This is a genomic window from Paraburkholderia sp. MM5482-R2 (genome assembly GCF_050436125.1).
Taxonomy (GTDB): domain Bacteria; phylum Pseudomonadota; class Gammaproteobacteria; order Burkholderiales; family Burkholderiaceae; genus Paraburkholderia; species Paraburkholderia tuberum.
In genome coordinates this window covers 3,604,045-3,625,155 of record NZ_JBNDLP010000002.1, presented here as the reverse complement: position 1 = coordinate 3,625,155, position 21,111 = coordinate 3,604,045, and the positions used below count along the sequence as shown (strand labels likewise).

Annotated in this window: 19 protein-coding genes; 5 read left to right on the top strand and 14 right to left on the bottom strand. The window is 66.7% G+C overall.

The genetic code is table 11. From position 1 onward, the window contains the following. Nucleotides 1-43: 43 nt before the first annotated feature. Nucleotides 44-232, bottom strand: a complete 189-nt coding sequence (locus OKW37_RS19555; protein WP_184058213.1) for a hypothetical protein — start codon at nucleotides 230-232, stop codon at nucleotides 44-46. Between the two features lie 24 nt (nucleotides 233-256). On the opposite strand from OKW37_RS19555, the gene OKW37_RS19550 reads away from it, so the two are divergent. After that, complete coding sequence (locus tag OKW37_RS19550) at nucleotides 257-1,312, top strand: sigma-70 family RNA polymerase sigma factor (RefSeq protein WP_429404635.1); 1,056 nt, start codon at nucleotides 257-259, stop codon at nucleotides 1,310-1,312. Here the strand turns inward: OKW37_RS19550 and OKW37_RS19545 are convergent. From OKW37_RS19545 to OKW37_RS19535, 3 genes are all read right to left on the bottom strand, one after another. After that, a complete protein-coding gene (locus OKW37_RS19545) occupies nucleotides 1,268-2,542 on the bottom strand; it encodes an EAL domain-containing protein (protein ID WP_090801603.1) in 1,275 nt (424 codons plus the stop codon). The two genes, OKW37_RS19550 and OKW37_RS19545, sit on opposite strands and share 45 nt — an antisense overlap. Nucleotides 2,543-2,862: 320 nt before the next feature. Further along, the gene (mdtD, locus tag OKW37_RS19540) at nucleotides 2,863-4,323 is read right to left on the bottom strand and encodes a multidrug transporter subunit MdtD (protein WP_429404638.1); all 1,461 of its coding nucleotides are present in this window, start codon (nucleotides 4,321-4,323) and stop codon (nucleotides 2,863-2,865) included. Between the two features lie 129 nt (nucleotides 4,324-4,452). Continuing rightward, a complete protein-coding gene (locus tag OKW37_RS19535) occupies nucleotides 4,453-5,871 on the bottom strand; it encodes a PLP-dependent aminotransferase family protein (RefSeq protein ID WP_184058205.1) in 1,419 nt (472 codons plus the stop codon). 183 nt (nucleotides 5,872-6,054) lie between these two features. Here OKW37_RS19535 and OKW37_RS19530 point away from each other — a divergent pair, with 183 nt between their 5' ends. Continuing rightward, entirely contained in the window at nucleotides 6,055-6,360 is a 306-nt protein-coding gene (locus OKW37_RS19530; RefSeq protein WP_429356061.1) for a DUF2917 domain-containing protein, read from the top strand. Nucleotides 6,361-6,395: 35 nt separating this feature from the next. On the opposite strand, the gene OKW37_RS19525 is transcribed toward OKW37_RS19530, so the two are convergent. Continuing rightward, nucleotides 6,396-7,637, bottom strand: a complete 1,242-nt coding sequence (locus tag OKW37_RS19525; RefSeq protein ID WP_429404640.1) for a citrate/2-methylcitrate synthase — start codon at nucleotides 7,635-7,637, stop codon at nucleotides 6,396-6,398. A gap of 126 nt (nucleotides 7,638-7,763) precedes the next feature. Between OKW37_RS19525 and OKW37_RS19520 the strand changes: the two genes are divergently transcribed. Beyond that, nucleotides 7,764-9,173: a CoA transferase gene (locus tag OKW37_RS19520; RefSeq protein WP_429404642.1), complete on the top strand. Its 1,410-nt coding sequence runs from the start codon at nucleotides 7,764-7,766 to the stop codon at nucleotides 9,171-9,173. Between the two features lie 66 nt (nucleotides 9,174-9,239). Here OKW37_RS19520 and OKW37_RS19515 read toward each other — a convergent pair whose 3' ends face one another. Then, nucleotides 9,240-9,986 carry a GntR family transcriptional regulator gene (locus OKW37_RS19515; protein WP_013090333.1) on the bottom strand — a complete coding sequence of 249 codons (747 nt, stop codon included), beginning with the start codon at nucleotides 9,984-9,986 and terminating at the stop codon, nucleotides 9,240-9,242. Between the two features lie 195 nt (nucleotides 9,987-10,181). Between OKW37_RS19515 and OKW37_RS19510 the strand changes: the two genes are divergently transcribed. Further along, complete coding sequence (locus tag OKW37_RS19510) at nucleotides 10,182-11,027, top strand: aldo/keto reductase (protein ID WP_187616348.1); 846 nt, start codon at nucleotides 10,182-10,184, stop codon at nucleotides 11,025-11,027. Between the two features lie 93 nt (nucleotides 11,028-11,120). On the opposite strand, the gene OKW37_RS19505 is transcribed toward OKW37_RS19510, so the two are convergent. Together OKW37_RS19505 and OKW37_RS19500 are read right to left on the bottom strand one after the other, a co-directional pair. Continuing rightward, nucleotides 11,121-11,582 (bottom strand): Rap1a/Tai family immunity protein, encoded by a 462-nt coding sequence (locus OKW37_RS19505; protein ID WP_090801594.1) that lies wholly within the window; start codon nucleotides 11,580-11,582, stop codon nucleotides 11,121-11,123. A gap of 328 nt (nucleotides 11,583-11,910) precedes the next feature. Further along, on the bottom strand, nucleotides 11,911-12,372 hold the full coding sequence (locus OKW37_RS19500) for a hypothetical protein (protein ID WP_429404644.1): 462 nt from the start codon (nucleotides 12,370-12,372) through the stop codon (nucleotides 11,911-11,913). 80 nt (nucleotides 12,373-12,452) lie between these two features. Between OKW37_RS19500 and OKW37_RS19495 the strand changes: the two genes are divergently transcribed. Beyond that, nucleotides 12,453-12,809 carry a hypothetical protein gene (locus OKW37_RS19495; RefSeq protein WP_429404646.1) on the top strand — a complete coding sequence of 119 codons (357 nt, stop codon included), beginning with the start codon at nucleotides 12,453-12,455 and terminating at the stop codon, nucleotides 12,807-12,809. A gap of 446 nt (nucleotides 12,810-13,255) precedes the next feature. On the opposite strand, the gene OKW37_RS19490 is transcribed toward OKW37_RS19495, so the two are convergent. The 6 genes from OKW37_RS19490 to OKW37_RS19465 all read right to left on the bottom strand — a co-directional run bounded on the left by OKW37_RS19490 (nucleotide 13,256) and on the right by OKW37_RS19465 (nucleotide 21,052). Further along, complete coding sequence (locus tag OKW37_RS19490; RefSeq protein WP_429404648.1) at nucleotides 13,256-15,445, bottom strand: ABC transporter ATP-binding protein; 2,190 nt, start codon at nucleotides 15,443-15,445, stop codon at nucleotides 13,256-13,258. Continuing rightward, nucleotides 15,442-16,338, bottom strand: a complete 897-nt coding sequence (locus OKW37_RS19485; protein ID WP_184051565.1) for an ABC transporter permease — start codon at nucleotides 16,336-16,338, stop codon at nucleotides 15,442-15,444. Before OKW37_RS19485 ends, OKW37_RS19490 begins: the two co-directional genes overlap by 4 nt. After that, on the bottom strand, nucleotides 16,335-17,363 hold the full coding sequence (locus OKW37_RS19480) for an ABC transporter permease (RefSeq protein WP_184058192.1): 1,029 nt from the start codon (nucleotides 17,361-17,363) through the stop codon (nucleotides 16,335-16,337). Before OKW37_RS19480 ends, OKW37_RS19485 begins: the two co-directional genes overlap by 4 nt. A gap of 41 nt (nucleotides 17,364-17,404) precedes the next feature. Then, complete coding sequence (locus OKW37_RS19475; RefSeq protein ID WP_187613350.1) at nucleotides 17,405-19,078, bottom strand: ABC transporter substrate-binding protein; 1,674 nt, start codon at nucleotides 19,076-19,078, stop codon at nucleotides 17,405-17,407. A gap of 388 nt (nucleotides 19,079-19,466) precedes the next feature. Next, a complete protein-coding gene (locus OKW37_RS19470) occupies nucleotides 19,467-20,486 on the bottom strand; it encodes a HoxN/HupN/NixA family nickel/cobalt transporter (RefSeq protein ID WP_187620039.1) in 1,020 nt (339 codons plus the stop codon). Then, on the bottom strand, nucleotides 20,483-21,052 hold the full coding sequence (locus OKW37_RS19465) for a cupin domain-containing protein (protein ID WP_429404652.1): 570 nt from the start codon (nucleotides 21,050-21,052) through the stop codon (nucleotides 20,483-20,485). Before OKW37_RS19465 ends, OKW37_RS19470 begins: the two co-directional genes overlap by 4 nt. Nucleotides 21,053-21,111 lie beyond the last annotated feature (59 nt).

Sequence of the window (21,111 nt, the reverse complement as noted above, 5' to 3'; positions counted from 1 at the left end):
GATGGATAGCGCGGGCATTCCGGGATGAGCAGGCCGCCGCGGATCAGAAGCCGCGTGACATGCGCCGGTTGTTGCTCATTTGACGAAGCAGCCGCTGGCGTTGTGACAGGTTGTGACAGCGAATTTTTTTGCGCCGCGCTGTCACATCACCGGTTGCCCATGCGTCAAGCTCAGGAATACCGAGCATGACGCGCGCCTGAGCCATGCCACCGGTATGCAGCCGCTTTTTCACCACGCACCATCGGGAGGTCTACGCATGACGGAACAGGGAATCGACAAGGCATCCAGTTTCGAGGCCGCGCGCGCCCGTCTGCTGGCACTCGCATATCGGATGCTCGGCAGTCGCGCGGAGGCCGAAGACGTGGTGCAGGATGTCTGGCTCAAATGGCACCTGGCCGATACGCAGGCGGTGCAAACGCCGGTCGCGTGGCTCACCACGCTCACCACGCGCACGGCGATCGACCGTCTGCGGCATGCACAGCGCGAGCGTGCGTCACAGGCTAGCGGCTGGTTGCCGGAGCCGTGGCTCGACGAGGTCGCACCATCGGCGGAGGAGTTGGCGTTGCGAGCGGCAGATATGTCGTACGGCGTGATGCTGCTTCTCGAACATCTGAAACCAGACGAACGTGCGGCGCTTGTCCTGCATGAAGCGTTCGAGTGCGGTTATGCGGAAATCGCCTCGATTCTCGAGCGCACACCGGCCGCTTGCCGGCAAATGGTTCATCGCGCCAAGGAGCGTCTGAGACGTGCGGGGGCGCCGTTGGAGCGGCCCGATCCGGCGGTGCATGGGCGAATCGTCGAGCGTTTGCGCGCGGCGCTCGAAGCGCAAGACCGGGCGGGCCTGCTACAGCTTTTCAGCGATGCGCCGCAACTGATCAGCGACGTACCTTTGTACGCTCCGCCCCCTCCGTTCCCCACAGCCAACCCGGCCCTTCGAGCACAAGGGCCAACGCCTGAAACCGAAGCGCAACGCGACCGCGAACCGGGTTCAGGTCCGAAGTGGATGGCTGTAGTCACATCGCTCGCGCAACAGGCGAGCCATGCGGAGGTGGTGTCGATGGCGGGTGCGGTGTGCATCGCACTGTTCTGCGACGGCGAGATCGTCGGGTTAATCGACGTGGTGACGGATGGCAAAACGGACCTTTCGGCGAAAATCGTCTCGCTGCGCATCCTGACCAGCGCCGCGCATCTGCAGGCGGCCAACCGGATGCTGGGCCGTGATGCGGTCACGGAACTGCTTGCCCGCATCAAGGACCATCCGGGGGCGTCAGTTACGGTGAGCCGCGACTTCCCAGTTGATGTCGACGCATAGCACCTGCGTACCATGCGACGTGTGCGCGGCAATCGAGGCGGTCACGCACAGATGCGCTTCGTTGATCGACAGATACGGCGGCGTCAGATTAACCCGCCCCGGTTGACGCATCGCCTGAATGAAGTACGGGCGGCGCTCCCAACTCGCGCCTTCGGAATGCAGCAGCGGGCTGAAGCGCTTTGCGCGTTGCGATGTGCGCCCCGGCGGCAGCACGTTGTCGCCGATCTGCCGCCCCGAACCATCCAAAACAAAGCAGCGCGCCGTTTCTCCGAGCGCGAGCAGAGGTGCGGTCGCCTGCGTGATCGATTCCCCGGCAACCAGCTGCGCGGCGGCTGCCTCGAGCGCCGTGACATACGGCGCGAGCCGCGCGGATTGCGCTTTCTCTCGAGCGGCAACGCGTTCGCGCAGCGAAGCGGAGAGCGAATCCATCAGGCCAGCGGCAACTTGCGGCTTGACGGGTTCGACGCTCGGACCCGCGAAAAATGCGCCCTGGACGAAGTCGACATTGCATTCGAGCGCGATCAGCGCATCACGTTCGGTGCTCAGACCGCCCATCAGCACCAGTTGCCCAGACTCGTGCAACAGAGAGACGAGGCCCGGCAACACGCGCTCGATATGCGAGTGTTCACTCGCTTGCGCGAGGATGCAGCGGTCGAGCGTGACGATGTCCGGCCGCAGATTCCACACCCGGTCGATGTTCGAATGCTTGGCGCCAAAGCCGTCGAGCGCGATCAGGAAACCGGCCTTGCGCAGCGAATCGACGATTTCGGCGAAGCGCGTGGTTTCGCCGCCAGCCTGTTCGGATACTTCGAGCACCACGCGCTGCGGCGGCAGGCCGAGCGCCTTCAGGCTGGCAAGCAGCGCGTCGCCGTAGCTGGTGTCCATCAGTGCGGCCGGATGCAGGCTGAGGAAGAGCCATTCGTCGTGGCTGTCGAATGCGTTGAAGTTGCCGAGGTGCAGCGATTCGGCCAGCCGTCCGAGTTCCAGCAGATCGCCGCGTCGCGCGGCCTGCGTAAAGACTTCGTGCGAGGGCACTTGCCGCTCATGCTCGTCGTGCACGCGCAGCGACGCGTGATACCCGATCGCGCGCCGGTGCGATACCGAAAAGACCGGCTGAAACACGCTGAAAACGGTGTAGCCGCCATAGAGAACGGTACGCCGGGAGCCTTCGTCGCCGGCCATCGGGCGTGGTGGCTGGAAGCCGGGAGGATCGAGTTCGATCATGCTCATCGTGTCAGTCGTGTGGAAATGGCGGCGCTTGCTGGGCCAGGCAGGAGTTCGCGCGCGCAGACCAAGAGTTTACAGGATAGACGAGCAAGAACTATGCGCGTGTTCGAACAAAGCTCGAGCGTCCACCAGCAATGCTCCGAGGAAATCGTTGTGCGCCCGCCGCGGTACGAAGGCGATAACGCGCACTTCGCTGGTGCGGGACGCGCCCTGTTGCGGGTCGGCGACGCTGTGCAAGCGTGCTGCGTGCGGCGCGCGCGGAGCGATGCCCGGAAATCCGTTCGCGACTGCACGAGGATGCGTCGTCCTGGCTCGTGCGGCTTTCAAGTTCGCTCCGAAGGATCGGTCTTTTTCGCGGGCGTGCGAATCTCCGGCGACAACTGCGCAAAGATCCATGACGAGCATGCGGTGATGATGCCGACACAGAGGAACGTCGCATGAAACGCGGGCAGCGAATTGGCGCCAGTCGCGCGTTGCATGATGCCGGTAAAGGTTGTCAGCAACGCACCGGCCACCGTCACGCCGAGACTCATCGAAAGCATCTGCACGAGCGAAAACAGGCTATTGCCGCTGCTGGCGCCGCCGGTGCCGAGGTCCTTCAACGTCAACGTGTTCATCGCGGTGAACTGCATCGAGTTCACGCCGCCGAAGATCGCCAGTTGCACGAGCCGCAGCCACAGCGGCTGATGCGTGCTCGTGAGCGCGAAACTCGCCATCATCAGACCGACCAGAATCGTGTTCGCCATCAGCACGCGCCGGTAGCTGTACTTCAGAATCAGCTTCGTCACGAGGCGCTTCGTCGCCATGCCCGCGGCCGCCACGGGCAGCATCATCAGCCCGGCTTCGAATGCGCTATAGCCGAGGCTCACCTGCAACAGCAGAGGAATCAGGTAGGGCATCGAGCCGCTGCCGATCCGCGCGAACAGATTACCGAGCAGCCCAACGCTAAACGTGTGGATCTTGAACAGATCGAGCGGGAAGATCGGCTCGGGCACGCGCACCGCGTGCAGCCCATACGCAACGAAGCACGCCATGCTCAGAATCAGCAGCACCAGCACCGTCGCATGTTGAATGCCGAACTCGGTGCGGCCGTCGAGCGCGAACGAAATCGCCACCATGCCCACCACCAGCAACAGGTAGCCGCCAAGGTCGAATTTGCTCGTGTGTTCGTTGCGGCTATCCGGCATGAAGATAAACGTCGCGATGCAGCCCACGATGCCCACCGGCACGTTGATCAGAAAGATCCAGTGCCACGACGCGATCTTGACGAGCCAGCCACCGAGCGTCGGTCCGATCAACGGTCCGATCAGCCCCGGAATCGCCACGAACGACAACGCCGGCAGATAGCGCTCAGCCGGGAAGGTTCGCAGCACCGCGAGCCGCCCAACCGGCAGAAGCATCGCGCCGCCCACGCCTTGCAGAACACGAAAGAGCACCAGTTGGTTCAGCGTATGCGCGTTCGCGCACAGCAACGAGCCCACCGCGAACACGAGGATCGCACTGAAGAACACGCGCCGCGTGCCGAGTCTGTCGGCGAGCCAGCCGGACACGGGGATCATCACCGCCATCGTCAGCGAGTAGGCGATCACCACCGATTGCATGCGCAGCGGCAGTTCGCCGAGGCTTGTCGCCATCGCGGGCAGCGCGGTGTTGACGATCGTCGAATCGAGCGTCTGCATGAAGAAGCCGGTGGCGACCAGCCACAGCATCACGGTCAGCGAGCGGGGCGAAGGACCCGAGGGGATATCGGGAGCGAGGGCGGGCGGAGGCGGCGTCGTGGACATATGAGGCGGCTGGGCGCGCTCGGTCGGGTTGGGACTCGCTATTCTAGGGAAAAGCGGGTCCCGGCGCAGCGGGCGGCGCAGCGTTGCGCGGGTGTCGGCGCTGCGTCACGGCCGCGCTCCGCGCCGTGTTCACGCATCAGGCGGCAACTGCGCCGCCGCATGAAAAAACGCCTGCGCCCGTGGCTCGTTGCCAAACGCCACATGAATCCTGATCCACGGGCTCACCTCCCGGTTCGGCCTGAAGTGTTGTCCAGGCAGCACCGTCACTCCGAGGGGCACGCCGCATTCAACGAGCCGCTCGGCGTCCGCGACATGCGGCACGCGTGCCCACACGAACTTGCCGCCCGCTGGTTCTTCGAAGATCTCCCAGCCGGCATCTTCGAGTGTCTGGACGGTCGAGCCGAGCGCGCCGCGCATCTGGCGGCGCAGTCGCTCCAGATATTTGCGATATGCGCCGCGCTCCAGCATCGACACCGCCACCGCTTCGGCAAAGCGCGAACAGCCGATGCTCGTCAGCATCTTGATGTCGACCAGGTCCTTGATGATCGCGTGACTCGCAACCACGTAGCCGACCCGCAGCGAAGACGACAGCGTTTTCGACAATCCGCCGATGTAGATCACCTGTTCGAGTTGGTCGAGGGTGGCCAGGCGGTCGGTGAGCTCGGTCTGAAAATCCGCGTAGATATCGTCCTCGATGATCTGGAAGCCATGCTCTCGCGCCATTTGCAGCAAACGGAATGCGACCTGCGGTGCGACCGTGGTGCCGGTCGGATTGTGGAACACGGTGTTGATGAGCAGCAATCTGGGCCGGTGCAGCTTCAGTTGCGCCTGCATCGTGTCGAGGTCGGGACCATTGCCGGTGCGTGGAATGCCGATCAGCTTCATGCCGTGCAGGCGCAACAGGCCGTACAGGTTGTAGTAACCGGGGTCCTCGACAAAGATCGTGTCGCCTGGCTTGAGCATGTAGCGCACCAGCAGATCGAACGCCTGGCTCGCGCCATTGGTGATCAGAATCTGCGATGCGTCTGCCTGGATGCCCAACTGGCCAATGCGGCCGCGCAACTGTTCGCGCAAGACCGGGTTGCCGAGCGGCGTCGCGTACTCGACCATGCTAGCCGGATCGGTTCGCGACACGTGGCGGATCGCCTGCGCAATGCCATCGATGTCGCGCCAGCTTTCGGGGATGAAACCGGTGCTGAGCTTCAGCGTTTCGCCCGGAAAGTTGAATTGCTCGAGCAGATGGTCCGACTCGACATCGGCGCGGCGCGGGTCCGAAGTGCCCTGGCAGCGCATGTCGGTCGGTTGGCGATCGGCGACGTAAAAGCCGGAGCCGTGGCGCGAGTCGACATAGCCGAGCGACACCAACCGGTCGTATGCCTCGATCACCGGAAAGCGGCTTACGTCGAAGTCGGCGGCGAACTGGCGGATCGACGGCAGCTTTGAGCCAGGATGCGCATTGCGCGAGCGGATCCACGCCGAGACGCCCGCGACGATCTGCTCGGTCAGCGGCACGCCGTTGTCCCGATCGAGCTGGATTTCGAGTTTCATACGCTTGCCTTCTGTCGCCGGCCTGCGAACGCGAAAGTTTTAAACCTGCGCCGCGCGAGCCATGCCAACTGTTCGGTTTTTTGACTGAACAGTTCCGATGAAAGTGTTCGGAACTGTGCATGTGTCTCCGATCATCGCACGTCAATAATCGGTACAACAGAAAGTTCATCGAGGAGAACGGCGATGCGAGAAGTGCGAGTTTTCGAGCTGGAACATGGCGAGCCCGTCAGGGCCTGGCGGGTTGCGCGTCCGACGATTTTCAAGGTGATCAGCGGCAACGTCTGGCTGACCGTCGAGGGCGAGCATGAGGATCACTGGCTGGCGGAGGGGCAGTCGATCGAGTTGGCGCGTGGATCGGTGGCATGGATCAGCGCCGGGCGGGCCGGGGCGTGTTTTGCGCTGGCGAGCGGCTCGGAACGCCGGTTGCCGACGCTGCTATTCGGCTGGCCGATGCCGGCCTGGCTGGCGCGTCGGCCGGGCGTGGTCTGATGCAGGGCGAACGGCGAGCCGCCTCTTCCTGGTCCCTACGCAGCACCTCCCGCCTCATACTCCCCGATATACCGCGCCCGCGGCCGGATCAACCGGCCATCGCGCGCCTGCTCCATCGCGTGCGCGATCCAGCCGACCACCCGCCCGAGCGCGAACAGCGTGAACGCGGCCCCGCTCGGCAAGGCGAGCACGCGCTCGATCGCGGCAAGCGCGAAATCCACCGTCGGCTCCGCGCCGGTCGTGTCGCGCACCGCTCGCGCGACCTGCAGCACCTCGTTGAGCGGCGAGCGGGCTGGCGCGCAGTCGGCGAGCATCGCCAGCAATGATCGCGCGCGCGGATCACCGTCCGGATAGAGCGGATGACCGAAGCCCGACAGCACCGGCCCTTGCGCGCCGTGCTCGTAGCGCGCGAGACGGTTCGCCAGATAGCGGTCCAGCTCGGGCGAGCGCGACGCCTCATCGAGCAGCGCGGCGATGCGCACGGTTTCGCCGCCGTGACGCGGCCCAGAAAGCGCCGCGAGCCCGCCCGCGACCGCACCGAACAGGTGCGTGCCCGTCGACGTGATGCAACGGACCGTGAACGTCGACGCGTTCAGTTCGTGATCCGCGCAGGCGACCAAGGCCGCGCGCAGCAGTCCGCTTTGCTGACGGCTGCGCACCCGCCAGGCCGTCGCGATCTGCCGATGCAGCGGTTCGTTCGACGGCGCCGCCGTCAGCATCGCGGCGGCCAGCAGCCGCATCACGGCGCACGCGGTGTCGAGCTGCGCATCGCGGCCGAGCGCCCACACGCGCGGCATCTGCGCGGCGGCGGCCGGCAGCAGCACCAGCGCGCGATCGAGCGGCGCGCTGTCACTCCACAGCTTGAGCCACGCGGCCCATTGCGCGGGGGCGAGCGGCACGACGGGCGCATCGGCGATGCGCCGCGCGCTGCATTCCCACAACAGCGCCGCGACGTCTTCGAGTGACGCACTGCGCGCGAGCTCGATCGCATCGTGCCCGCGATACAGCAGCCGACCGTCCGCGACCAGCGTGATCGACGATTCGAGCACCGGTACGCCCCAGTCGAGCACCTTCTGCGCGACCTTGCCGGCGCGTTTGCCGTCCGCCTTGCGACGCGCGAGGCGGCGCACCTCGGCGGCATCGTAGAGCCGATGCCTGCCTTGCGCATCCGGCGACGAGCCGAGCATGCCTCGGCTTACATACGCGTACAGCGTCGGCAAGCTGACGCCGAGCGTTGCGGCCGCTTCGGCGGCGCTCAGGTAAATCGGGGCTGGCATAAAAGTGCGTATAAACCGAAGAAATCAATATATGTTGATTATCATAATCAAGATTGATTGCCGCAAGGCTCAAATTTAGACTCGGTGTACCTGCTTCCTGTCCGCGCGGCCAGCGCGCCCGATCCCATGACGCCCGAACTCGCCCTCAAGCACATCTGGACCCTCGCCGGCTGCGATCCGGTCGCGCTGCACGCCGTGTCGCTCGCCGGCGCGGATCCCGGCTTGCCGTCGGTCTACCGTGTCGGCAGCCTCGCGGCGTCGACCATCGCCGCGACGGGCCTCGCCGCCGCCGAATACTGGCGCTTGCGCAGCGCTCGCCTGCAACAGGTGTCGGTGCAGATGCGTCGCGCGCTGGCGGCGTTTCGCAGCGAACGCTATTTGCGGATCGACGATGGGCCGCCGCCCGCGCTGCGCGATCCGGTCACCGGCTTCTATGAAACGGGCGACGGCCGCTGGATCCAGTTGCATACGAATTTCGCGCATCACTTGAAGGGCGTGCTCGAGGTGCTCGGTTGTGACAATGGGCGGCCCTCGGTGGCGGCCGCGATTCGCGGCTGGGAGGGCGCGACGCTCGATCAAACGCTCGCCGACGCGGGCCTGTGCGCCGCCTTGATTCGCACGCCCGACGAATGGGCCGCGCTCGAGCAGGCCAAAGCGATCGCGCGCTTGCCGCTGTTCGAGATCGAGCGCATCGGCGACGCCCCGGCCGAGCCACCGCGCCACGCCGCCGCTGACGCTGACCCCGGTATCGACCGCCCGCTCGTAGGTGTGCGGGTGCTGGATCTGTCGCGGATCATCGCGGGACCGGTGGCCGGCCGCGCGCTCGCGCATCATGGCGCGGACGTGTTGACGATCAACGGGCCGCATCTGCCGAACATCGCGCCGCTCGTGATCGACAACGGCCGCGGCAAGCGTTCGGCAATCGTCGATCTGCGCGAGGCGGCAGGCTGCGACACGTTGCGCGGACTCGCGCGCGATGCCGACGTGTTCCTGCAGGCCTATCGTCCGGGCGCGCTCGAGGCGCGCGGCTTCGGGCCGGACGAGCTGGCACGGCTGCGGCCCGGCATCGTCTATGTCTCGGTGTGCGCGTACGGGCACACAGGGCCGTGGGCGCAGCGACGCGGCTTCGATAGTCTGGTGCAGTCGGCGAGCGGCATCGCGTGGACCGAGCGCGCGGCGGCGGGTTCAGCCGAGCCGCGGCATCTGCCGTGTCAGGCGCTCGATCACGCGACCGGCTATCTGGCCGCGTTCGGCGCGATGGTCGCGCTCGCGCGGCGCGCTCGCGAGGGCGGCAGCTGGCATGTGAAGGTGTCTCTTGCGCAGACGGGGCGTTGGCTGCGGTCGTTCGGGCTGCTGGCCGATGGGCAGCAGGCGCCCGAGGTGTCGCTCGACGATGTGCGCGATTGCGTCGCGAGCGTGCAATCGGAGTTCGGGCGGGTGCTTGGCGTGCTGCCGGCGGAGGAACTGGAGCAGACGCCTGCGTTTTATGCGCTGCCGCCGACGCGCATCGGCGCGCACGAAGCCCGGTGGACGTGACGGTTGGAGCGGGCGGCGCGTTCAGGTTGGGAACGCGGCGTACCTGACCGCCCACCGTGTCGCCGCTTACTTTCGCAACTCCGCCACGAAGTCGTAGTAATCGTTGCGGCAGTACGTGTCCGTCAGTTCGATCGCGCGTTGATCCGCCGTATAACCCACGCGCGTGATCAACAGCAACGCCTCGTTCGGCGCGATGCTCATCTGCTGCGCGATCTCGTCGCTCGCGTTCACCGCGCGGAAGTGCTGCAACGCGCGCACGATCGTCAGTCCGCGATTCTCCAGATACGTGTACAGCGAATCGCCGATTGCCTGTGGATCGGGAATCACCGCGGCCGGGAACGTCGAATTCTCGACCGCCATCACGATGCCGTCGGCGAGCCGCAGCCGCCGCAGCCGCGTGACCGCTGCGGCCGGCGACAGCCCCAGTTGGATCACCTCGTCGCGATTGGCCGGCGAGATTTCGCGCGACAGCCACTTCGAACTCGGCGTGAAGCCGCGCCGGCGCAGCATTTCGCTGAAGCTCGACAGACGCGACAACGGATCTTCGTAGCGCGGCGTGATGAAGCTGCCCGCGCCTTGGGTGCGGCGGATCAAACCCTGCTCCACGAGCAGCGCGATCGCCTTGCGCGACGTGATGCGCGACACGCCGAGCGCCTCCGACAGCACGCGCTCCGAAGGCAGCGCCTCGCCGGCGTTCCAGCGGTTTTCGTGGATCGCGCTGCCGAGCTTGCGGGCAAGTTGCAGATAGAGCGGCGTGTCGTTTTCCGGGTCCGGGCGCAGGTCGCGCCAGCGGTCTTCCGAGGCAGAGGTCATGGGGCTCACGCAAGATGGGCAAGCGGCAATTTTAAAACATCGGCGCGTCCTGTTATAGCTGGCTTTTGCCAGGCGCGCCGTCGTGAGGCCGCGGAGCCGCTAAACTCGTCGCCAGGTTTTTAGTAGCGTGCGTTGCGTGATGAGGCGGCGGGCCAGCGTTTCGCATCTGGATCGAGCCACTTTCGAGGAGTCAGCATGACGAGCGAGATCGCAAGCGTGAGCCTGCCGGGCGGCGAGCGCATGCCAGCACTGGGGCAGGGCACGTGGGAAATGGGCGAGCAGCGGGCACGACGCGCGGCGGAAATCGATGCGCTGCGCTGCGGCATCGAACTCGGCATGACGCTGATCGATACCGCCGAAATGTACGGCGACGGCGCGACCGAGTCACTGCTCGGCGAAGCGCTCGCGGGTTTGCGCGACAAGGTGTTTCTGGTCAGCAAGGTGTATCCGCACAACGCCAGCCGGCGCGGCGTGATCGCCGCGTGCGAGCAGAGCCTGAAGCGTCTGAAAACGGACCGGCTCGATCTGTATCTGCTGCACTGGCGTGGTTCGGTGCCGCTCGCGGACACCGTCGACGGCTTCGAGGCGCTGCGGCGCGCGGGCAAGATCCGTCATTGGGGCGTCAGCAACTTCGATACCGACGACATGGAAGAACTCGTCGCGACGCCAGGCGGCGACGCGTGCGCGACCAACCAGATTCTGTATAACGTGGCGCGGCGCGGGCCGGAGTTCGATCTGTTGCCGTGGCTCGCCGCGCGCGGCATGCCGGCGATGGCGTACAGCCCGGTCGATCATGCGCGGCTGCCGAAACGCTCGCCGCTCGACGATATCGCCGACGCGCGCGGCGTCTCGGTGTTTCAGGTGGCGCTCGCGTGGGTGCTGGGCAAGCCCAATGTGTGCGCGATTCCGAAGGCGGCGCGCGTCGAGCATGTGCGCGACAACCATCGCGCGTCGCAACTGGTGCTGGAAGCCGGCGAACTCGCCGCGCTCGACGCGTACTTCACGCCGCCGCGCGGCAAGCGTGCGCTGGAGATGTTGTAAGCGCCGGCGCGGCCGCCGTCCGTTGCGCAACGGCGGCGCGCGAGGCTCGAAGCGCTGTGGGCGTCGATGACGCCGCTCGCGCTGAGGCGGCGTTCAGGTGCAGGGATGGTGCTGATGCACGGAGCCGAGCACGGCGACTTCGGCGGGGGTGTGCTGCAGCGCGTCGTCCGGCACCTGGGCGGCATCGGCGAGGAAGTCGTCGACGATCGACGACACCGCCACGTCGCGCAGGCATAGCGACACGCGCTGCGTTTCGTTGGCGGGGAGGGTTGCTCGTTGCGAGAGGAACAGCACGCCGTATTGATAACCGTGGATGATGCCGCGGATCGCGCCGACGCATTGCCCTTGCGCGACGTTGTCGTGGCGCTGTTTGCAGCTCTGGACGAGCGAGTAGGCGGAGAAGCTCGGGTCGACCGGTGGTGCCGCTTGCGACAAGGTTTGCGCCATTGGCTGCGCGGGTGTTTGCGCATTGGCGAGCGATGCGAGGCCCAGGGCGGCAGCGGTCAGCACGGCGGCTGCCGTGCGGGTCGCGGCGGGGGGGACGCTTCTATGCATGTTGTGGGCCCTCATATCGAACGATGAATTTGATATGAGGCGGTCGTCTCGGATTGGTTCCATAACACTCGCACGCAATGGAGGTTGTGTTCCCGCCGCTCGCGGTGCGGTTCGCGCGATGGCGCGAGGCGTAGCTCGCGCACTCTCCGAGCCATTCCGTCAGCGCGCGCCGAAAGCGGGCGGGCCGCTCCGACCGGCCTCCGGCGGTGACGCCCGACCGGGGGATCGGGACATCACCGCCGTTGCCAGCGGATAGCGGACAGTATGCCGGGACATGTCGCCGGCGGGTAGGGCGCGGGGGCTCCCTACCCGGGGCAACGGGCGACGCCTAGTGCCCGTTCCCGCCACCGTTGCCACTGCCGCCGCTGCCGCCACCCTTGCCTCCGTGACCGCCGCCGAAGCCTCCGCCAAAGCCTCCGCCGAACCCGCCACCGAAGCCACCACCATTCGCACCGCCGAAACCACCGCTAGGGCCACCGCTGGAGCCGCCACCTGGGCCACCGCTGGAAGCCTCCGCAACCGCAGCCGCCGCTCCCGCTGCCGCCGCTGCTTCCGCCTCCGCCGCTGCCTCCTCCGCCGCTGCCTCCACCGCCGCTGCCTCCACCGCCGCCACCGCCGCCACCGCCGCCACCGCCTCCACCGCCTCCACCGCCTCCACCGCCTCCACCGCCTCCACCGCCGCCACCGCCGCCACCGCCGCCGCCTCCGCCGCCTCCGCCTCCGCCTCCGCCTCCGCCTCCGCCTCCGCCTCCGCCTCCGCCTCCGCCTCCGCTTCCACCGCCACCACCACTACCGCTATTTCCCTTACCGCCCGTGCCCGCACCGCCACTCCCACTTCCGCTCCCTGAACCCGCCGCCCCGGCGCCGCTGTTGCCGCTTGCGCCAGCACCGCTATTGCTCGAACCCGCCGCGCCGCCATTACCGCTGCCGTTGCCACTGCCGCCGCCGAGCCGGCCGCAGCCCGGACCGCCGAGCCCGCCGCAGCCGGTCGGCGCGAACACCGAGGCGGCATCGTCGTCGGCCGTGGCCGTGCCAGCCTCGGCGCCGGTTGCCGCGCCGTCGTTCTGCGCGAGCAGCAGCGGCGTTGAATCGCCGGGTTGCACCCGCAACGCGTCGGCCAGCACAATCCAGCGAGGGATCACGTCCGTCGACGCCCCGTACGCGGTCCCGCCCGCCAACACCGCGACCCTCGCGAGGACCACCGCGCCGCGCATCATTGCACAGTAGTACTGATCTGATTTTCCGTTCTTCGTCGCGCGTCTCCAGAGCGAAGGACGGTACCTCGCTGCCGCCTTCGCGAGCTGCCCCAGCGCCGGCCAACCTGTCTGCACGCGGGTCTTGTCGAACCCCCGGTCCGTTGTGTCGAAGTTGTCCGTGCGTCGCTGCCGTGCTGATCGCGCGAGGTCGCGCCATCGCGTGGTGACGCTCGTCGTGCGGATATGCGCGGCGTTGCGCGCCCGGTTTGGCTTCGAATCTCTGGCCGCTAATTTAGCGATATCCATGCCACGCGTCGCAAAGCCTTGAAGCGACACGGGCGATATCGGGATGTGCGATGCGCACGCTGGAAAAACGCCTCAAAACGTTGCGACGATGAAACGCGCGGACGCAAAAGCGTGTTCCGACGCGGGATTCGTTAAGAGGGGCGGTGTGCGTCGATGAGGTTCGAGTCGACGCTAGCTGGCGTTTTCCGACGCATCGTCGGAGGTGCCGCCATTCGTTGGGTCGCTCGCGTTGTCGTCGCGCGGCTCGCTTTGTAGCTCGCGAAGTGTGGCGATCGGAATATGGCAGCGAATCCGGTGCGCGCAAGACGAATCGGCGGCGTCGTCCGCTTCGAGAAACGGCGGGTCCTGCTGCTCGCAGATCGCGCCGAGCTTGCGCGGACAGCGCGTGTGAAACACGCAGCCCGACGGCATCGCGCCGGGCCCGGGCAACTCGCCGGTGAGACGGATACGCGTACGTTGATGCACCTCGCCGCACGCGCCGTCGCCCGGCAGCGTCGGCACGGCGGACAGCAGCGCCTCGGTATAGGGATGCTGCGGTCCATCGAACACGGCCGCCGCCGGGCCGATTTCGAGCAGCCGGCCGAGGTAGAGCACCGCGATGCGATCCGACACATAGCGGACCACGTGCAGATCGTGCGAGATGAATACGTAGCTGACGCCGCGCTCGCGCTGCAGATCGGCGAGCAGGTTCAGAATCGCGGCCTGCACCGACACGTCGAGCGATGAAGTCGGCTCATCGCACACGACGACGCGCGGTTCGCCGGCGAACGCGCGCGCAATCGCGACGCGCTGCTTGAGTCCGCCCGAAAGCTGGCGTGAACGTGCGTCCAGATAGCGCTCGGGCAGCCGCACGGCGTCCGTCAGCGTGGCGAGCCGTGCGTCGATCTCGGGCCCGCGCAGCGCGGTGAAGCGCGCGAGCGCACGGCCGATCAGCCGCTTGACGGAATGCGCGCGATTGAGCGCCGAGTCCGGATTCTGGAACACGATCTGCAGCGATTTCAGCTGCTCGTCGCTGCGTCGCGTGACGCGCGCGGCGAGCGGGGCGCCGTCGAGTTCGAGCACGCTGCCGGCATCGGGTGCGAGCAGGCCGAGCAGCAGCCGCGCGAGCGTTGTCTTGCCGCTGCCCGATTCGCCGACGAGGCCGAGCGTCTCGCCGCTCGCGAGTTCGAGCGACACGTCGTCGACCGCGCGCAGCGGGACGCCCGATACGTGGAATGTTTTCGACAGGTTCCGGGCGCGCAAGACCGGCCCAGAGGGCGCGCGCGGCGCCGCGTTGGATGATGCGGCCGCCACCGGCGCCGCGCTCGATGTCGCACGCGGCAGTTCGATCGCACGCTCGTGATAGTGGCAGCGCGCCATCTGATCGCCATGCCGGGCGCCGAGGCGATAGGGCGGCGGCGCGTCGCGGCGGCAGCGCTCGTCGGCGAGACGGCAGCGCTCCGCATAGATGCAGCCCTGCGTGACCGAGCCCGGCAGAGGCAGGCCGCCCGCGATCGTATCGAGCCGCTCGCTGTCCTTGCTGCGTCCGGCCGTCGGCAGGCAGCGCAGCAACCCGACCGTGTACGGATGACGCGGCCGCGCGAACACGTCCTGGGTCGCGCCTTCCTCGACCAGCTTGCCCGCGTACAGCACGCCGACGCGTTCGCACATGCGGCCGATCACCGCGAGGTTGTGGCTGATGAACAGCACCGCGGTGCCGAGTTCCTCGCGCAACCGTGCGACGAGGTCGAGCACTTCCGCTTCGACGGTCGCATCGAGGCCGGTAGTCGGTTCGTCGAGAATCAGCAGCGCGGGGTTCGACGCGAGCGCCATCGCGATCACGACGCGCTGCTGCATGCCGCCCGACAATTGATGCGGATAGCTGTTCATCACGCGTTCGGGCGCCGCGATGCGGACGCGTTTGAGTATCTCGAGCGTGCGTTGCAGCGCCTCGTCGCGCGCGACGCCGGCCGCCTCGAATGCTTCGGAAACCTGACGGGCGATCGTCAGCGATGGATTCAGTGCGCGCCCCGGGTCCTGGTAGACCATCGAGACGGTCGTCGCACGCATGCTGCGCAGCGCGTCGGCACCCAGCTTCTGCACGTCCTCACCGGCGATTACGATCTTGCCGGCCTTCACCTTGCCATTGCGTGGCAGATAGCGCAGCGTCGCCATTGCCACGGTCGACTTGCCGCAACCGGATTCGCCGACGAGCCCGTACGCCTCGCCGCGTCGCACGCGAAACGATACGTCCTGCAGCACTTCGCGATCGCGTCCGCGGATCCGGTAGGTGACCGTCAGGCCGACCACGGTCAGCGCATCGGTGCGATCGCTTTTCGACACGTCGAACGCCGCGAACGAGGAGGGCGGTGGGCCGTTCATTGGTCGAGCACTCCCTGCACGCCGTCGGCGATCAGATTGACGCCGACCACCAGTGACGCGATCGCGCCCGCCGCAAACACGACGGTCCACCACGCGCCGCCCGCCATCAACGTGTACGACTCGGACAGCGCAAGCCCCCAGTCGGCCGACGGCGGCTGGATGCCGAAGCCGAGGAACGACAGCGTCGCGACCGCGAAGATCGCATAGCCGAGCCGCACCGTTGCTTCGACGACGATCGGCGGCAGCACGTTCGGCAGGATCTCCGCGAACATGATGTACGGCGCGCGTTCGCCGCGCAGCTGCGCGGCGGCCACATAGTCGAGATGCCGCTCTGCGAACACGGCGGCGCGCACGGTGCGGGCTGTTATCGGCGTGAAGGTGGTGCCGATCACGAGAATCACCGTGAAGTTCGACGCACCGACCGCGGCGAGCGCGAGCAGCGCGACGATCACGAGCGGCAGCGCGAGCACCGCGTCGATCATGCGGCCGATGACATCGTCGACCCAGCCGTCGAAGTAGCCGACCACCAGGCCGAGCGCGGTGCCCGCCGCGGTGCCGAGCAGTGTCGCGAGCGGCGCGATCGTCAGGATGTCGCGCGCGCCGACGATCACGCGCGAGAATACGTCGCGGCCGAGCTGATCGGTGCCGAACCAGTGCGTGCGATCGGGCGGCGTCAGCGAATTGAGCGGATCGGACGCGTACGGATCGAGATGCACGAACCACGGCCCGGCGATCGCGCAGACGATCCACCACGCGACGATCAGCGCGCCCACGATGAAGGTCGGCGAACCGAGCAGCAGGAGGAGGCGCGGGAAACGCGGCTCGGAGCCCGGTGCGCCTGGCGCGGGCGAGCCTGGTGGCGTCGATGAAGCCGGCGGCACGGTCGTATTCATTCGGCGGTCCTCACCCGCAGTCGCGGATTGAGCAGCACGTGCAGCGCATCGGCGACCAGATTCGCGAGCGTATAGACGACGCCGATCGTCAGTACGCCCGCTTCGAGCATTGGAAAATCCTTCGCCTTGGCGGCGTTGTAGATCAGCGAGCCGATGCCCTGGTAGCGGAACAGCGTCTCGACCACCACGAGTCCGCCGATCATGTAGCCGAGTTGGGTGGCGGCGACGGTGATCGTCGGCAGCAGTGCATTGCGCAGCACGTGCCGCCAGATCACGACGTGGCGCGGCAGGCCCTTGAGGATCGCGGTGCGCGTGTAGTCGGCGTCGAGCGCTTCGACGGTGCCCGCGCGTGCCATTCGCGCGATGTAGCCGAAGAACACGAGGACGAGCGGCAGCACCGGCAGCACCAGATGGCGCAGCTGTTCGAGCACGCTCGCGTCGGGCGGAGATGAGGCCTCGATGGGCAGCCAGCGCAGCCACACGCCGAACACGAGAATCAGCACGATCGACGACACGAACTCCGGCACCACGGTCGCCGACAAACCGGCGATGCTGATCGTGCGATCGAGCCAGCGCCCCGCATGCATCGCCGACCACACGCCGCCCGCGATGCCGAGCGGCACGACGACGATGAACGCGAGCAGGCCGAGCTTCGCCGAATGCCCGAGCGCATCGGCGATGAACGGCCTGACCGGTTCGCGATACGCGTACGACAGCCCCATGTTGCCGCGCACGAAATGCGTGATCCAGTCGATGTATTGCGTGAGCAGCGGCCGGTCGGCGCCGAGCTGATGATCGAGCGCGGCGACCGCGCGCGCATCGGCGAGCGGCCCGAGCACCGCGCGGCCGATATCGCCGGGCAGCAGCTGGCCGCCCGCGAACACGATCACCGACAGCAGCCACAGCGTGATCAGCGAAAGACCCGCGCGCGTCGCGAGAAAACGCGCGACGCGGCCCGCGTTGCCGTTCGTCGCGCGCGGCGGACGCGATGTATTCGAGGCGGGAGAGGGCGCCGGAGCCGACATCGTGAGTTCTCCTGCGAAAAGCGAGGCGGACAGCGCGCTGCTTACGCGCTGAGCGTCGCGCGATCGAAATACAGTTGCGCGAGCGCAGTGAAGCGCACGCCGTTCACGCCCTTGCGCATCGCGATCAGCTGATCGTAGAAGAACGGGATGATCAGCGGCGTTTCGTCGAGCAATAGCGTCTGGATCTGCCCGGAGATTTTCCTTTGCGTGGCGAGATCGATCGCCGCGACGAACTGCGCGACCAGTTGATCGTATTGCGGATTCTTGAAGTGCGCGGCGTTCCATGTGCCGTTGCTCGTCAGCGTCGCGGTGAGGAACACGTTCGGCACGCCGCGATGGCCGTAATCGGTGATGCCGAGCGGCGAGTCGAGCCAGTCGGATTTGCCCGGCGTGCCCGCGCCGTAGTAGAGCGATTGGCTCTCGACCTTCAGATTGATGCGCACGCCGATCGCCTTCGCGGCGTTCTGCACGACGACCGCGAGGTCGGGGATCTCCATGTATTTTTCGGTGGTCAGCGTGACGTCGAAACCGTTCGGCACGCCAGCCTGCGCGAGCAGCTGCTTCGCCTTCGCGACGTCGATCTTGCGTTGCGGCACGCCCGCATCCGACGATGGAAACACCGGCGCGAACGGGCTGTCGTTGCCGAGTTGTGCGCGACCCTTGAAGAGACCGCGCACGATCACGTCGCGATCGAGCGACAACGCGAGTGCCTGACGCACGCGCTTGTCCTTGAAGAGCGGGCTGTCGTTGCGCATGTGAATCTGGCGGTGCGCGCTCGACTTGACGCCGACCGCCTTGTAGTCCGGATTGTTCAGGATGGCCGCGCCGCCCTGCACGGTGAACGTGCCCATCACGTCGGCCTGATGGCCTTGCAACGCGAGCAGTTGAGCCTGCTCGTCGGCGTAGAACGAAAACTGTACGCGTTGCGGTAACGCTTTTTCGCCCCAGTAGTCGGGATTGCGCACGAACGACGCGCCAACCTTCGGCTGATACTTTTCGAATTTGAACGGACCCGTGCCGATGAAACTCTTTTCGTAGTTGCCCGCGAAGTTCGCGGGCAGGATCACCGCGTTGTAATTATCCGAGGAAACGTAGTACGGGAAATTGCCGGTCGGCGCGTCGAGATGAAACTCCACCGTGTGTTCGTCGACGACCTTCGCGCCACCTTTCGACAGCACGCCCTTTAGTACCGATAGCGCGGCCGAGCCGCTCGCGGGATCGGCGAGACGGTCGAAGGTCGCGACTACATCTTTCGCGCCGAAGCTCTGGCCGTCGTGGAATTTCACGTTGGGGCGCAACTTGAAGGTCCACACGTCGCCCTTGTCGTTCGGCTTCCACGACAGCGCGAGCGCGGGCTTCAGCATCAGCTTCTCGCCGTCGTCGTCGATCAGGAATTCGCCGGTCTGGTTCAGCAGCGCGAGACTCGCGGCGTCAGTCACCGTCAGCGGATCGACGGCGCCCGCCGGCGTCAGATGCGCGACGCGGATCGTCTGGTTCGACGTGGGCGGTGCACCTTGCGCCCGCGCTCGCGGCGCGCCGAGCAGGCCGCCACCCGCGAGCGAGAGACCGATCACGCTCGCATGTCGTAGCAGCTCGCGGCGCGTGATGCGGCCGGCGACAAACTCGTCGAGGGCGTGGTTGCCGTAGGCGTCGGCTGTGAGGCGGGCTGCGTCCAATGCGTCAGGTGCGAGAAATCGGTCCGCTGGCGTTTTCATCGATGGCGTGTCCAACCCGTTCTGTTGCTGGTTCGGAGGCGTCGCGCGAGCCGCGCGACGGCGCGAGGGGCAGCGCGCCTTCCGATGGGCGATGGGATGTGGTGGGGCCGCTATCGCGAAAGGGCAACGCTGTGCAGAGCGGTCTCAGTGTAAGCGATTGCTCGCGGCTCTGGCGCACCGGGGGCGCGCCGCGCTAGTCGATCGGCCGATAAATGACGCGCGGTGTGTCGTCGTCACAACGGTTACCGGACGCGTGCTCGCGAGGGGCGGCCGCGATTGTGGACGGATTGGCGGAGCAACACGGTGCGAAATGCGGTTTCGAACTCCACAAGGTGGAACTCTCAAAGAAACCTACGGTGTAGATCGGTTTCTCGGTAGGCCAGGCCACTTATCGTGCCGCCGTATCCGGCCGTCTCCAGCGATGAAACAGCACCGAGCCGATCCAGCACGCCATGAAGGCCGCGACGATCGCATAGCCGAGCGCGCCGAAATGATCGTTGATTCCGACGATCGCATCCGACACCCCGCCGCTCCAGCCGAAGCGATCCGACAGCAGCCCCAGCGCCTCGACGCCGCCAATCACGATCGCGACCATCGCCGACACGAACGTGATGCTCGCGTTGTAGTAAAGCTTGCGCTTCGGGTCGTCCATCGCCCAGCCGTACGCGTGCACCATCAGCACGTTGTCGGTCGAATCGACAAGCGTCATGCCGGCCGTGAAGAGCGCCGGGAACACGAGGATCGAATAGAGCGGCAGGCCAGTGCTGGCCTGCGACGCAGCGATCGCGAGCAGGCCGACCTCGGTCGCGGTGTCGAAGCCGAGCCCGAACAGCACGCCGACCGGATACATGTGCCAGCTTTTCGTGACCAGCCGAAACAGCGGCCGCAATGCGCGCGACAGCAGCCCGGCTGGGGCGAGCGCATCGGCTGACGCTGTGCTCGCAACGTCGCCGCGTTGCGTGTGCCGGTAGCGGCGCCACACGTCGCGCAGGACCACGAGATTGACCGCCGCGAGCACCAGCAGGAACGACGCGGAAACCAGTGTCCCGAGCGTGCCGCCTACTTCCTTGAAGCTCTCGAAGCGCCCATTCAGCGAATGCGTGGTCCAGGCGATGCCGATCGTCGCCGCGATCACGATCGTCGAATGGCCGAGCGAAAACGCGAGCCCGATCCCGACCGGTCGCATGCCGGTTTGCATCAGCTTGCGCGTAACGGCGTCGATCGCCGCGATGTGGTCGGCGTCGACCGCATGACGCAGACCGAAGCCATACGCGAGCAGCGCGGTGCCGAGCAGCAGCGGGTAGTGGCGAAACGCGATTAGCGCCCACAGCCATGCGCCGAGGTTGGCGGCGAGCAGCACCGCGTAGAGCGCGACGAGGCGAGGGCGCAGCGAGGCGTTAGGCGTCATGTGGCACGAGCGGATGAATGGATAGGTTGATGAGCGGCTAAGTGATCGTGCGGATGCTTGTGGATCGGATCGACCCAGTAGACGGTTTCCGGCTGCTCGACCGCGTCGATGTTCAAATTGACGACGACCGCTTCATTGTCGCTGCGCACGAGCACGCATTCGAGCGGCTCGTCGGTGCTCGCGTTGATCTCCTGATGCGGCACATAGGGCGGCACGAAGATGAAGTCGCCGGGACCGGCCTCGGCGGTGAATTCCAGATGCTCGCCCCAGCGCATGCGCGCCTGGCCGCGCACAACATAGATCACGCTTTCGAGCGCGCCATGATGATGCGCGCCGGTCTTCGCATTCGGATGGATCGTCACGGTGCCGGCCCAGATTTTCTGCGCGCCGACGCGCGCCGCGTTGATCGCGGCCGCGCGGTTCATGCCCGGCGTTTGCGCGGTGTTGGTGTCGAGCTGATCGCCGCGGATGACCTTCACGCCGTGTTCGCGCCAGTCGATCTGCTGGCTGGCTTCGGCGGCGTCGTGCTCGGCCCGGTAATGCGGATGTTCGTGATCGTGGCTCATCGTGTCTCCTCCTCGGCTGGCGTGCCGCGTTCGAGTCGTTCGCTTCGGTCTTACGATTC